We start from the raw sequence: 13,313 nt of genomic DNA, 5'->3' as shown, positions 1-13,313 counted from the left end.
TGATGTGAGGAGAAACTTGCAACTTGGGTGAAAGGAGGAGGAGAAATGCAGCTGCTATCGCCGCTATCGGCTTTATTCGGCTTGGCGCTTCCAGCCATCGTATTAATGTATTTATTCAAGCGTACGTATATGGATACCGAAATCGCGAGCCACATGCTGTGGAATCGCATGCTGCGCGAGCAGGAGGCGAATCGTCCATGGCAAAAGCTGCGCACCCGCCCGCTAATGCTGTTGCAGCTGCTCGCAGCTGCTGTATTAGTGCTGGCGCTCATGCAGCCGTATCTCACGGCAGATAGCCGCAGCGGCAGTCATACCGTCATCGTACTTGACCGCTCCGCAAGCATGACAGCGGCTATGCCCGGAGGAAGCTCGCAAGGCAGCTTGCTGCACGCCGCTGTACAGCAGGCGGAGCTGTGGCTGAGCGAGCAGCCGAAAGGGGAGCTCATTACTTTGCTTGTAACGGGCGAGCAGCCTCGCATTATTTTGTCCAAGGAAACGGACCATGAGCTCGTGCTGCAGCAGTTGAAAGCCATAACGCCAGATTTCGGTACTCAGGACAACGTAGCGGCTTTATCACTAGCCGACTCGCTGCTTGCGAATGAACAAGGCGGGCAGATTTTGCTTTTAACCGATGGCAGGTGGCAGGATGCGGACTCCGTTAACCTGCTCACGCTTCATGCAAAGCTTGAGCAATTCAAACTTTCTGCCCCACAAGCTGGCAGCAATAATAGTGCTATTTTGTATTTTGGAATTCATGCGGCAGTTGGGGAGGATGGCAAGCGGGCAGGCGTAGTGACGCTTCGCAATGACAGCGCTGCTTCCAAGCAGATCCAGCTTGCTGTTTATGCGGACAAGGAATCGGAGCCTGCGGCGACAAAATCGGTCAAGCTTGAGTCTGGAGGCTGGACGAGCGTAGATGTGATTGGCCTGCCGGAAGAGGCAAGCTATTATACAGCCAAAATCAGCGGAGCGACCGATGATTATGCGGCGGACAATATCGCCTATCAGTTTCCGATTGTATCTAAAGCGCAGCAGGTGCTTTTGGCTACATCCGGCAACTTGTTTTTGGAAAAAGCACTCCAGCTCGCTGGGGTAAAAACGATAAAGGTTGATCCAGCACAATACGTTCCTTCCAAGGAGCATGTTAAGGACATCGACTGGGTCATTATGGATGGAGACACAGCGAAGCTTCGTACGGACAAAAGCTGGCAGGAGCTGTTTGCCTCCAAGCCCGTCTGGTATATTGATCATCCAGAAGCGACCGAGGAAGAGACGGCTTCGCCTGCGAATAGCAGGGTGGCGATAGCCGACCATCCCGTTACCGCCTATCTTTCATTTGAAGATACCCATATTGGACGGATGGTGAAGGCGAAGGATGCGGGGACTTGGGGAGATGCCATTGTCACCTATGGCGGCTTGCCTGCTATTTATGCAGGCTCGGTGCAAGGCAGGCCGCAGCTGCGCTTTACCTTTGATATGCAAAGCAGCGATTTGCCGCTGCGGCCGGAGTTTCCCGTGCTAATTGTACAGGCTGCGGACTGGATGAGCGGTGGCAGTCGGGCTCAGCTAGGGACGGCGGATGCCGGAAGTGCGCTACAGCTTGCTTTTTTAAATGAGACAGTAAGTGCCAAGTGGGAAATGATTGAAACTATAGGCGGCTATAGCGAAAAATCGCTGCCTGACAGCAATCTGTCTGCGGCGCTTGCTTCGCAAGAACCGGCTATCGCCCCAGCGGTTCCGGGCTTGTACCGTTTAATGGAGCAAAACGCAGAAGGAGAAACGATCGGCCAGAGGATGCTTGCTGTAAATGCGGCTTCCGCCGAAAGTGCATCGATGTCTGCAACTGCCGATATTAAGCCGATTGCAGCTGCTTCCTCTGAGACAAGTCAAAACCAGGCTGATGCGGGAAGTGCTGCGGGCAGCGTGGAGACGGCAAATGCTGCAAATGCTTTTGCCGCATGGCTCGCGCTGGCACTGCTTGCGCTGATGCTGGTGGAATGGGAGGTGTATAGGCGTGGGAATGCAGGCTGATTCACCTTGGGCGCTCCTTCTTCTTATCCCGTGGGCTGCGGCGGTGTGGTGGATGATTCGAGGTACGCTGCGGCTGCAGGGCACTCGTAAAAAGATAGCCATTGCGCTGCGTGGACTCATCCTGCTACTGGTCATTGCGATCGCTGCTGGCGTGCAGCCTTACTGGCGTGTCGAGCAGCGAAACGTTATTTTTGTAGCGGATCGCTCCGCGTCCGTCAATGCCGATGCCTCTTTAGGCGAGTGGATTGCCAAAGCCTCGGCGGCGAAAGACGAAGAGGACCGAAGCGGAATTGTGTCCATCGGACTGGATGCGGCAATCGATAAGGTACTTTCGCCTGATGAGCTTCCAAGTGCGGAACGATATACGTTCCGTTCAGGTGTGAATGAAAATTTCACGGATCTGTCTCAAGCGCTCCGCCTTGCGTCTGGCATGCTGCATGAAGCCGGTGGCGGCAAAATCGTGCTGCTCTCCGATGGCGCTGAAAACGCCGGAAGCATGCTGCGCCAAGCGGAGCTGCTAAAGCATGCTGGCATTGAGGTGGATGTCGTTCCGATAGCTGCCCCGCAGCGGGTGGACGCTTCGCTCGAAGCGATGGACGTACCGCAAACGCTGCGTCAGGGCGAGAAGTTTACGTTTGAGTTTACGATTAACAGCACATCATCCGGTGCGGCCAAGCTGAGGATCTATGAAGATAACCGTGAGCTTTCGACAAGTGATATCGTGCTGGAGCCGGGCGAAAATCGTTTTGCCCTGCAAAGCGCTGCGCTGGAACCGGGCTTTCACCGTTTCCGGGCCGAGCTATATGCCGAAGGGGATGAACGCGAGCAGAACAATACGGCTTATGCGTTCAGCAGAGTTAGCGGCCCGCCCGCTGTGCTTATTGTCGAAGGCGTGCCGGGCTCATCGGGAAATGTGGAGGCAGCTTTGAAAGCCTCGCTCATTCGTTACGAGACGATTCCGCCTGAGCGGCTGTCTGTACAGCTGGCTTCATATGCTGCCTATGACAGCATTATTTTAAATAATGTTCCGGCAACCCGCATTGCGGCAAAACCGATGGAGTGGCTCGGCAAAGCGGTCAGCGATTATGGCATCGGCCTAGTCATGCTAGGGGGCGACAACAGCTTTGGTTTGGGCGGCTATTTTCAAACGCCTATCGAGAAGGCGCTGCCGGTTTACATGGATTTGAAGGGCAAGCGACAGCTTCCGTCGCTCGGCTTGATATTAGTAATTGACCGTTCCGGCAGTATGTCTGGCGGCAAGCTGGAGCTCGCGAAGGAAGCGGCGATGCGAACGATTGAGCTGATGCGTCCCGAGGATTCGGTAGGCGTAGTCGCCTTCGACTCGACGCCATGGTGGATCGTGGAGCCGACCAAGCTGACGGAACGCGACGATGTTTTGGCTAAAATCCAAGGCATTCAGGCTGATGGGGGCACGGAAATTTTCCCGGCTCTGGATACCGCTTACAACAAGCTGCTGGAAATGGATGCCCAGCGCAAGCATATTATTTTGCTCACCGATGGCCAATCGGCTTCTAATCCGGGATATGCTGCACTGACACAAGGCATGGTCGACAATAAAATGACGATGTCTACAGTTGCAGTAGGAGACGGTGCGGATCAGGTGATGCTGGAGCAGCTTGCGAAGCAGGCAAAGGGACGGTTTTATTTTACAAATGATGAAAGCACGCTTCCGGCTATTTTCAGCCGTGAGACGGTGTTAATGTCACGAACGTATATTGTGGAGCAAAATGCGCCGCCGCTCATCGGGCAAGCCGGAAGCTGGGCGACGATGTGGCAAAATGGCTTGCCGGTTTTGCAGGCGTACATCGCAACGACAGCGAAGGAAACGGCAGAGGTCGCGCTGCGATCCCCACAAGGCGATCCGATTTTGGCACGCTGGGCTTATGGCTCAGGACGAACGGTAGCCTGGACGAGCGACTTGACTGGAAAATGGTCACGAGACTGGGTACAGTGGTCCGCCTTGCCTAATGTTCTCGCCGAGTGGATTAAATGGACGTTTCCCCAATTTGAGAGCACGCCGTATTCCGCAACAGCTGAGCTGGATGGTCGAGAGGCGATGCTGCGCTTGCGCACCGAGGGCAGTGATACAGCAGCGAAGCTGTCAGCTGTGGTCACGGACGAAGCTGGCAAAAGCACGACGCTTTCTCCGCTTCCCGCGGCTCCGGGCGAATATGCGGCAAGCCTTCCGGTGTCTGAGCCGGGCGTGTATTTAATGCAAGTGAATGAACAGACCGCTGCTGCGGGCGGAGCGGAAACGCCAAATACGGGTAGTGGCACGACAACGGGTTTTGTCATTCCATATTCGCCTGAGTATCGATTGACGGGTGAAAATGGAACAGAAGCGCTGCAGCAGCTTGCTAACGCTACTGGCGGACGCCTGCTGTCGCTGGACGCGCCGCAGGAGGTTTACCGCTTCATTCCAGTAGAGTCCAGGCAGCCTTATGATTGGACTCGTGAGCTGCTCCTATTGATTTTGGCGCTGTGGCTGCTCGACATTTTGCTGCGTCGGCTGTCGCTGCCTTGGCAGCGAATCGGGCGAATGCTTTTGACGAGGCTCGGATTAGCGGGCGGACGTTTGCAGAGGAAAGAGCCAGACGCCGCTGCACCTTCAGGAGTGAGCAGGCTGCAGCAGCGTAAAAGCCGCACCGCAGGCTTTTATGGCGAGCGCGCGGGCACAAGTGATGCGGCTTCCGCCTCGCCAGCATCTGGTCAGGCGAAGGGTGCTGGTGCAGACCTTGCTGGCGTGCAGCGAGCTGCGATCCATTCGTCGCAGATTGCTAGTGGCTCAAATCGAGCCCAAGCTGTGCGGCCGGAGGGACAAGGTCAGGCAAGCAAGCAACAGCGAGACGACCAGCAGTTTAAATCAGTAGGCACAAGCAGTCAGCCATTAGCTCCGCCTGCGAATTCAGAGACAAACCCAGCTGACGGCCATGCGACGCTCAATCGTCTGCTTGCCGCGAAGAAGCGCGGCAAGCGGTAGCATTTTTGACAAGCTGCTAGGCTAGAATGTTGGTTTTGTTTAGAGGAATGGACAATGGCGGCGTCGAAAGTTACAATGCACATAAAAGATTTTTTCTGAGGAGCTGACGTAACGATGTATAACGAAATCACGCCGGAGCAAGTAGAGGCGCGTCTGAATAATAAGGAAAAGTTTCATTTAATCGACGTTCGTGAGCTTGACGAGTGGGAAGAGGGACACATTGCCGAAGCAGCGCATTTGCCATTGTCTGAAATTCAGGAGCGTTTGGATGAGCTGCCTAAGGATGAAAATATTATTTTCGTCTGCCGCAGCGGCGGACGCAGTGGCAAAGTATGCGGCTTCCTCGCGCCACAGGGCTACTCCGTCACTAATATGACGGGCGGCATGCTCGCTTGGCCGGGAGCCATTGTGACTGGAGCGTAGTATAGTTAGTTAAAAAGAAAAGCAGCCTTGCAACCGCTTGTTGGCGGATTGCTAGGCTGCTTTTGATTTTGTAGGTTGGTTTTCACTATTAACCTTTTTAAACCGAACATTTGATGAGGCTGGAAGGCCCCCATTGAAAAAGATTATTTTGCTCAACCCTTATACAGATAAGGACTCTCCGCGCGACAAGCAATCCATTCTGGACATTCGAGCCAGGACAACTGAAGGCGAAATAATTAATGTTGAAATGCAGCTTTTTAATAAATATGACACTGAGAAAAGAACGCTTTTCTATTGGAGTAAGCAATACTCTGGGTAATTGCAGGAAGGGCACCCTTATAGCCAACTGAAACGGTGCGTGACTATTAATATTTTGAACTACGCCTTGCTGCCAAATGATTTGTATCATAACGTATTTCATCTGCGGGAAGATCGAACCGGAATTTCACTAATTGACGATATTGAATTTCACTTTCTGGAGCTGCCGAAGCTAGACGAACAAGCCATTTCAATTGAGGAAGGCGGACTTGTGAACTGGCTGTTATTTCTGAAAGGTGCAGATCAATCCAAATGGGAGGTGCTAACGATGAATGAACCGGTACTAAAAAAGGCCATGGATACGCTGGAATTTTTGAGTCAGGATTTAGAAGCACGAAGACAGTATGAAGATCGCCAGAAGTATTTGCATGATGAAGCTTCGATGTATGAAGCAGCTAACTCAAGAGGAAAGGCGGAGGCGAAAAAGGAAATTGCCAGAAAGCTCCTTGCTCTTGGAGTTGAGCTTTCCGTTATCGTCGAAGCATCCGGTCTAACTGAGAAAGAAATAATTGATTTAAAGTCGTTATAGTAAAAAATAGAGACGAGCCGCCCCATTGCGGTCGGCTCGTTTTGTCTTTAAGGGGATGTTTTTACAAAAAAAATCGTCAATTGATCCACGCACTCACACAGAGTACGTCATGAGCAAAAACAGTAATACAGCAGCGTTGAATAGGAGGACTGTATAAAAAAATACAGACCGCCTTGTGTGGCGGTCTGATAGATAAATTTATGAGGTTACAGTAACAAACCAAGTCGAGAGAAGGACCCCGCTGGAACTGTAGCCACGAATTGTTGCGCTGCCCGTATTTAAAGCAGTTAGCCATCCAGATGAAGATACGGAAACAATAGATGTTCCTGATGCAACAACATAGCTATTCGCACCAAAGAGTGACGTAGAATTTCCTTTTTTCAAAGTTATAAAGGTTGTTCCAGCTGCTGAAGCCGTTGTTGGAGCTAGTAATGCGAAACTTGTAAAGGATGCAAGGGCTAAGGTGGTGGCGAGAAAAGTTTTCTGAATGGATTTTTTCATTTGAACCTCCTATTTCAATTAATTTACTTAAATAGAAATAATAAGTAAATCCAATTTAATCATACAATAGTAGTTTCTGCTTGCATAGAGGTGTAAATTGTCGTATTAAGACTATTAATTGCTAGCACGTTTGTTTCTGTATAGTTGAGTGCGACTGTGTTTAAAGAGGCTACATTAGGCGCTGTATATACACGCCCACCAAAAGCGCGACAAAGCTTGCTTGGCAAGATAACTCAAGCCAATATGTTTTAATCATCGAACCCACATAGAGTGCGACGAGCAAGGCAATCACCTTTTATGTGGAACTGGCAAGTTTTAATCCACACACTCACTAGAGTGCGACTAAAATAGCCCCACCGCAGCGGAGCTTAATAAATGTTTCAATCCACGCACTCACATAGAGTGCGACTCGTCAATGGTATATCCAGTTATCGCAGGCCAGTCGTGTGTTTCAATCCACGCACTCACATAGAGTGCGACAGTTGGCCGGATCATTGTGTCCCGACCAGCTGACGTTTCAATCCACGCACTCACATAGAGTGCGACCATCACCGACCCACCTGGTGCTAAACCAGCAGACCGTTTCAATCCACGCACTCACATAGAGTGCGACGTAAAACGCGGCAGCGCCCACCTAGAGCGCATTGTTTCAATCCACGCACTCACATAGAGTGCGACGGATGTAACAGCAGGTATGACAATCACACAGGCGTTTCAATCCACGCACTCACATAGAGTGCGACAGCGAAAAAATGCATAATTAATTCCATAATGGCATTAATGCTGCATTTTTTCAATAAAAACAAAGCAAGAATAATGGACTGAGGTATTGACTTTTACTTGAATAGCACGTTTTCGACTTGAATCGACAAAATATGAGGTGCGAGTGACCTAGGGTTTTTATGTGAGCTTTACATTCGCACCAAAAATACAGCCACGGATAATTAGGCTTATAGAACGAAACAAGAATACTTATTTACGCGAATAATATAGCTTCTATCTCTACCCTATATAAGAGCTGTCGTCAAAAGTCGGCAACGCCTGCTCATACCTGCTCACACCCTCTTTACGCTTGATCCATATGGCTAACCTCTGCCTGTACACATGTCAGCCCCCTCCCGAACATATGATGATACAAAGGCTATAAATCAATATGAAATGATCTTTGAATATGGCGGCGGCTGGTGTAATTGAAAGGCGAAAGGGCGGGTGTGCGATTGGAGCAGCGGAATAATGATAGTGAAAATAGTGTGACTTTGCAATATGCAGTGGGCGGCATGAGCTGTACAGCTTGCGCCGCGCGAATCGAGAAAGCCGTGGGCAAAATGGAGGGTGTTCAATCGGTCGCGGTCAGCTATCCCGCAAGATCGGCTTGGGTACAATTTGTGCCTGAAAGCTTGCGGTCTGAGGAGATTATGGCGAAAATCGGTCACATCGGCTTTCAAGCTTCGGCAGCTGAGCACAGCAAAAAACAGTGGAAGCAGGAACGCAGCGCTCTTGGCCTCCGGCTTATGATCTCGCTGCTGCTTACACTGCCTCTGCTTGCTGGAATGACCCAGCATCTGCCCCTGTTAAGCGGGCTCCCCATTCCGGCTTGGCTGCTGCATCCATGGCTGCAGCTCGCGTTAGCTACCATCGTTCAATTCGTCATTGGGCTGCCTTTTTATATTGGAGCTTACCAAGCGCTGCGTTCGCGTGCAGCGAATATGGACGTTTTGGTAGCGGCAGGAACGTCTGCCGCTTATTTATACAGCCATTATATTGTTTTTTCCAGCCTTCCGACTGGAAAAACGCTTGCTGCTGAACATACGCTGCCGCTTTATTTTGAAACCTCTGCTGTCGTTATCAGCGCAGTGCTGCTCGGCAAATATTTGGAGATGACAGCTGCATCGCGGGCGCAGGATGAGGCGGGCGGGTACAGCCAATTGGAGGTGCAAACCGCAACTGTAGAACGGGCAGGCCAGTGGGTTAATGTACAGACCGCTTTCGTACGGGAAGGCGAAATCGTGCGCATTGCCACAGGTGAGACGGTCCCGGTTGACGGCGTTTTAACGAGCGGGGAAACCGAATTGGATGAATCGCTGCTGACAGGAGAAAGCTTGCCGGTCGTTAAACGGGCGGGAGACCGAATTTGGGCAGGAACAACGAATGTGGGAGCGATGCAACGCATCCGTACAACCGCTGCGGGACATGCGACGTTGCTCAGCCGGATTAGCGAGCTGCTTCGTCAGGCGCAGCGCTCCAAATCTGCGATTCAGCAGCAGGTGGACCGGGTGGCCGCTTGGTTTGTTCCGGCGATGCTCGCCCTTTCGGCTTTCACCTTCATGCTTTGGCTGGTGCTCCTGGACCCCGGCAATTGGCATCAAGCTTTCCGCTGCGGGGTCGCCGTTATGCTCGCCGCCTGTCCATGTGCACTAGGTCTGGCCGCGCCTATTTCACTGGTCATTGCTTCTGGCCGCCTGGCGAAGCAGGGCATTGTGCTGAAACAAGGCGGGGCGCTGGAGCGGCTCGCCCGGCTTAATACGCTGCTGCTGGACAAAACCGGTACGCTCACCGAGGGTAGCCCGCAGGTTAGCGCCGTATGGGCTGCGCCAAATCAGACGCGTTCAGCCGTGCTGCGTTTGGCCGCTGCCGCTGAAGCAGGTTCCACGCATCCGCTAGGGCAAGCGATAGGGCGTGAAGCGGGGCGAATCGGGTTGACGCCGCCAAGCGGGTCAGAAATGGTTTATTTTCCCGGCAAAGGCGTTCAAGCGGTAGTGGAGCGAAGGCGAATAACCGTCGGAAATGCAACCTTTGCCAAAGCCGAACAGTGGAAAGCGAATGCGGAGGTCGCCGCAGCTTTAGCTGCTTTTTGCACAGAACGGGAAAAAAGAGGAGAAACACTGCTATATGTAGCGGCAAATGGCCTGCTCATCGGGGCTATTTCGCTTGCAGATCGGGTTAAACCTCATTCATTTGCTGCCGTTCAGCAGCTTCAACGTTATGGACTGCAAGTGATGCTGGCAACAGGCGACCACCAAAGTCCTGCTCATAATGCAGCCCGCCAAGCAGGCATTACGCAAGTATTCGCCGGATTGCTGCCAGAGCAGAAGCTGGAGCTGGTAGAGCAGCTTAAACGTTCGGGCAAACGTGTCGGCATGGCTGGCGACGGCTGGAATGATGCACCTGCGCTTGCTGCTGCCGACGTGGGCATTGCGATGGGCAATGGCACGGAAGCGGCGCTCGCCGCCGGACATTTAACGCTGCTTCAGCCGCGTATGACCGCGATTGTTGATGCGCTGGGCATCAGCCGGCTGACGGTGCGCAATATTAAGCAGAACTTGCTGCTTGCCTTCCTATATAACAGCAGTATTGTGCCGTTTGCCGCCTTCGGTCTGCTAGAACCATGGATGGCAGGGGCAGCGATGGCGCTGAGCTCCGTGTCTGTAGTTGGAAATGCGATGCGGCTGAGCTATATTTTGCGGCGGCACAAGCAGCTTGCTGCTTAGCGTGAGGTGGACAAATACGGAAAAACGATGGTATAGTTACTACGTCTAACCTACATAATGATGAGGGCCAGCGCCAAGCAGGGATACCGCATTTTCGGCACAGCTGCCGTGAATGCTTTTTTTATGCCTGATTTGCCTGAAGCATCCCTCCGCATGGAGAGAACATACCATTTTAGAGGAGTGTATACGATTAATGAAAGTTAAAATGAACCATATGCTGAAAACAAGCCTTGCCATTTGGCTTATAGCAACGCTAACGCTGCTTGCCGCTTGCGGCAGTGCGGTAAACAATAATAAGGAATCTGCTGCACCATCTGTCGCACCTTCTGCATCTCCATCCGCCGAGACAGGCGCCGCATATCCGCTCACCGTAACCGATGGAATGGATACTAAGCTGACCTTCGAGCAAGCGCCTGAAAAAATTGTAACGCTTGTGCCAAGCGAAACCGAAGTTGTGTTTGCTGTAGGAGCAGGCAAGCAAGTAGTCGGCGTGGATCAGTACAGCAACTATCCGGAAGAAGCGAATGATATTGAGAAAATTGGCGATATGACGACTAATATAGAAGCTGTCGTGAAGCTGAACCCGGACCTTGTGCTGGCATCCTCCAGCATGAATGGCGATGCGATTGCCAAGCTGCGTGAATTGAATATTCCGGTATTTGCCTCCGATCCGAAAACGTATGGCGAAACGATTGCCCATATTGAGGCGGTCGGCCAAATTTTGAACCGGGTGAAGGATGCCGAGACCGTTGCGGGACATATGCGCGACGTCATGAATCAGGTTATGAATGCGGTGAAGGATGCGCCTGCGAAAAAGGTGTATTTGGAGTTCAGCCCTGGCTATACAGCAGGATCGGGTACGTTTTTGGATGAGCTGCTGACGATGGCAGGCGGTACCAATGTGGCCGGCTCGAAAGAAGGCTGGTATGAAGTCAGCGCCGAAGAGATCGTTAAGCAAAATCCGGAAATCATCATCTATCCGGATATGAAGGTAAAACCGAACCCCATCGTTGCAGCGATGGACAGCCGGGCAGGCTGGAACGTCATTGACGCGGTGAAAAACAAGCAGGTTATCGCGGTTGCGGAAGATCCGCTCGTGCGTGTAGGACCGCGGCTTGCCGACGGTTTGCTTGATCTGGCGAAGGCTGTTCATCCAGACCTCGTTAAATAGCGGATGAGACATCAATGGCTAGGCTATGGAGGAGCAGCAGTGCTCCTTCTTGCTGTTTCTATTATCGCGAGCTTGTCGATTGGCTCAGCAGGCATTTCCTTTACCGATGTGTGGGGTATTTTGCTGCACCAGCTGCCATGGCTTAGAGATCAGCCCGTTAGCTGGAGTGAAGGAGAAATTGCAATTGTGACCCAGGTCAGGCTGTCCCGTGTGCTGCTTGCGGTGCTTGTAGGCGCATGTCTGGCACTGGCAGGCAGCGGTTTTCAAGGCGTGCTGCGCAATCCGCTGGCCGATCCTTATACGCTCGGGGTTGCTTCCGGCAGCTCGGTTGGCGCTGCGGCATTGATTTTATTCGGCTATCAGGCGGCAGTTGGCATTTGGACCATTCCAATCGTCGCTTTCATAACCGGAATTACGACGTTATTGGTCGTTTTCTGGCTGGCGCGCAGCTCTGAGGGGCTGCAGTTGGAAACGCTTATATTATCCGGCGTTATTATCCAGGCGTTCCTCGGAGCTTTCGTATCGTTTATGGTTTCGCTGTCCAACAGCGTAGTGAACCAGATTTTATTTTGGCTCATGGGCTCGCTGGCGATGAAAAGCTGGGCGAACGTCTATATGCTGATTCCGTTCCTCATTATTGGCGTCATTGTGCTGATCGCTTATGCGCAGCATTTGAATGTTTTTCTGCTTGGCGAGGGGCAGGCGGCGCATTTGGGCATTCGGGTAGAGCGTACGAAGCTGGTCGTGCTGGCCTGCTCGACGCTGCTCACAGCGGCTGCCGTATCGGTAGCGGGCGTCATTGGTTTCGTTGGCCTCGTCGTACCGCATGTGATTCGCTTGATCGTTGGGCCGGATTACCGCTTGCTTATTCCGCTATCTGCATTTGGCGGCGGCATATTTGTGCTCTGGGCCGATACGCTTGCTCGTATGGCGCTTAGTCCGAAGGAAATTCCGCTAGGCGTAGTAACGGCGCTGATCGGTGCGCCATTTTTCGCTTATTTGCTGCATCGGCGCAAGCGGCTGGAAAGAGGGGGATGATGGCTATCATGCTTGAAGCGCGTCAACTCGGGACGACGATTCGCGGGAGAAATGTGCTGAATGACTTAACCTTTTCCTTTGAAAAAGGGTATACATACGGCATTATCGGCCCCAATGGCGTCGGAAAATCCACTTTACTGCGGCTGCTTTCCGGCGTATTGCCTCCTTCGCAAGGTGATATTTTTCTGGCAGGGCGCAGCATTGCCGCCTATTCACGCAAGGAGGCTGCGCGCAAGCTTGCGGTGCTCCAGCAGGGCGTACTCCCTCCGGTAGGTTTTACGGTGCGTGAAGTGATTGAAATGGGACGCTTTCCGTATCAAAATTGGTTCGGCAATGAGCCCGGCGACAGCTCGCCAATTATTAATGAAGCGATTGCTGCAATGGGGCTTGAGAACCTGGAGCAGCGTACAATGGCTGAGCTAAGCGGCGGTGAACGGCAGCGCGTGGCGCTGGCAAAAGTGATCGTGCAGCAAGCGGATGTCATTTTGCTTGACGAACCAACGACCTATTTGGATATTGGCTACCAAATTCAATTGCTGGATACGGTAAAGAGCTGGCAGCGTGAGCAGGGTATTACCGTTGTAACCGTGCTGCATGATCTAAATTTAGCCGCTTTATATTGCGATGAAGTGCTGGTGCTGCATAAGGGGAGTATTGCAGCTCTGGGCAAGCCGCAGCATATTTATACGACGGAGCTTATTCGCGAGGTATACGGCGCTGAAGCTTCAATAATGAATCATCCGTTAACAGGGGTGCCGCAAATTTTGCTTGCGCCCAATGTGCGAATAAACAATGGGGAGCTGGAATGAAAAG

The 13,313-nt window shown here is 52.2% G+C and carries 8 protein-coding genes, 1 pseudogene and 1 CRISPR repeat array; of the genes and pseudogenes, 8 read left to right on the top strand and 1 reads right to left on the bottom strand.

Features of this window, described 5'->3' with window-relative positions; translation table 11 throughout:
* Nucleotides 1-45: 45 nt before the first annotated feature.
* The 4 genes and pseudogenes from AC50Y5_RS23085 to AC50Y5_RS23070 all read left to right on the top strand — a co-directional run.
* Nucleotides 46-2,031, top strand: a complete 1,986-nt coding sequence (locus AC50Y5_RS23085; RefSeq protein WP_494863926.1) for a VWA domain-containing protein — start codon at nucleotides 46-48, stop codon at nucleotides 2,029-2,031.
* The gene (locus AC50Y5_RS23080; protein WP_494864016.1) at nucleotides 2,021-5,032 is read left to right on the top strand and encodes a VWA domain-containing protein; all 3,012 of its coding nucleotides are present in this window, start codon (nucleotides 2,021-2,023) and stop codon (nucleotides 5,030-5,032) included. The genes AC50Y5_RS23085 and AC50Y5_RS23080 overlap by 11 nt, the downstream gene beginning before the upstream one ends.
* A 114-nt stretch (nucleotides 5,033-5,146) precedes the next feature.
* The gene (locus tag AC50Y5_RS23075; protein ID WP_046233130.1) at nucleotides 5,147-5,455 is read left to right on the top strand and encodes a rhodanese-like domain-containing protein; all 309 of its coding nucleotides are present in this window, start codon (nucleotides 5,147-5,149) and stop codon (nucleotides 5,453-5,455) included.
* A gap of 85 nt (nucleotides 5,456-5,540) precedes the next feature.
* A pseudogene (locus tag AC50Y5_RS23070) lies at nucleotides 5,541-6,302 on the top strand (Rpn family recombination-promoting nuclease/putative transposase); the annotation flags it as partial.
* 198 nt (nucleotides 6,303-6,500) lie between these two features.
* Here AC50Y5_RS23070 and AC50Y5_RS23065 read toward each other — a convergent pair.
* Nucleotides 6,501-6,803 carry a BLB8/JUQZ-1 family protein gene (locus tag AC50Y5_RS23065; RefSeq protein ID WP_155973307.1) on the bottom strand — a complete coding sequence of 101 codons (303 nt, stop codon included), beginning with the start codon at nucleotides 6,801-6,803 and terminating at the stop codon, nucleotides 6,501-6,503.
* A 377-nt stretch (nucleotides 6,804-7,180) separates the two neighbouring features.
* Nucleotides 7,181-7,546: direct repeats of the CRISPR family, unit length 32 nt; unit sequence GTTTCAATCCACGCACTCACATAGAGTGCGAC.
* 474 nt (nucleotides 7,547-8,020) lie between these two features.
* On the opposite strand from AC50Y5_RS23065, the gene AC50Y5_RS23060 reads away from it, so the two are divergent.
* The 4 genes from AC50Y5_RS23060 to AC50Y5_RS23045 all read left to right on the top strand — a co-directional run bounded on the left by AC50Y5_RS23060 (nucleotide 8,021) and on the right by AC50Y5_RS23045 (nucleotide 13,309).
* Nucleotides 8,021-10,291, top strand: a complete 2,271-nt coding sequence (locus AC50Y5_RS23060) for a heavy metal translocating P-type ATPase (protein WP_494863925.1) — start codon at nucleotides 8,021-8,023, stop codon at nucleotides 10,289-10,291.
* A gap of 193 nt (nucleotides 10,292-10,484) precedes the next feature.
* Nucleotides 10,485-11,462, top strand: coding sequence for an ABC transporter substrate-binding protein (locus AC50Y5_RS23055; RefSeq protein ID WP_235533217.1), 978 nt, complete (start codon nucleotides 10,485-10,487; stop codon nucleotides 11,460-11,462).
* A 3-nt stretch (nucleotides 11,463-11,465) separates the two neighbouring features.
* Complete coding sequence (locus AC50Y5_RS23050; RefSeq protein WP_494863924.1) at nucleotides 11,466-12,500, top strand: FecCD family ABC transporter permease; 1,035 nt, start codon at nucleotides 11,466-11,468, stop codon at nucleotides 12,498-12,500.
* A gap of 8 nt (nucleotides 12,501-12,508) precedes the next feature.
* Entirely contained in the window at nucleotides 12,509-13,309 is an 801-nt protein-coding gene (locus AC50Y5_RS23045; RefSeq protein WP_056039046.1) for an ABC transporter ATP-binding protein, read from the top strand.
* Nucleotides 13,310-13,313 lie beyond the last annotated feature (4 nt).

This window comes from Paenibacillus sp. JT22N7, assembly GCF_059383875.1.
The sequence above is the reverse complement of the archived record's forward strand: the minus strand, read 5'-3'. Positions and strand labels throughout refer to the sequence as shown.

Excerpts from the sequence above, each read along its gene's own strand:
- AC50Y5_RS23085 (WP_494863926.1), top strand. The coding sequence starts at position 46 with ATGCAGCTGCTATCGCCGCTATCGGCTTTATTCGGCTTGGCGCTTCCA.
- AC50Y5_RS23080 (WP_494864016.1), top strand. The coding sequence starts at position 2,021 with ATGCAGGCTGATTCACCTTGGGCGCTCCTTCTTCTTATCCCGTGGGCT.
- AC50Y5_RS23075 (WP_046233130.1), top strand. The coding sequence starts at position 5,147 with ATGTATAACGAAATCACGCCGGAGCAAGTAGAGGCGCGTCTGAATAAT.
- AC50Y5_RS23065 (WP_155973307.1), bottom strand. The coding sequence starts at position 6,803 with ATGAAAAAATCCATTCAGAAAACTTTTCTCGCCACCACCTTAGCCCTT.
- AC50Y5_RS23055 (WP_235533217.1), top strand. The coding sequence starts at position 10,485 with ATGAAAGTTAAAATGAACCATATGCTGAAAACAAGCCTTGCCATTTGG.
- AC50Y5_RS23050 (WP_494863924.1), top strand. The coding sequence starts at position 11,466 with ATGAGACATCAATGGCTAGGCTATGGAGGAGCAGCAGTGCTCCTTCTT.
- AC50Y5_RS23045 (WP_056039046.1), top strand. The coding sequence starts at position 12,509 with ATGCTTGAAGCGCGTCAACTCGGGACGACGATTCGCGGGAGAAATGTG.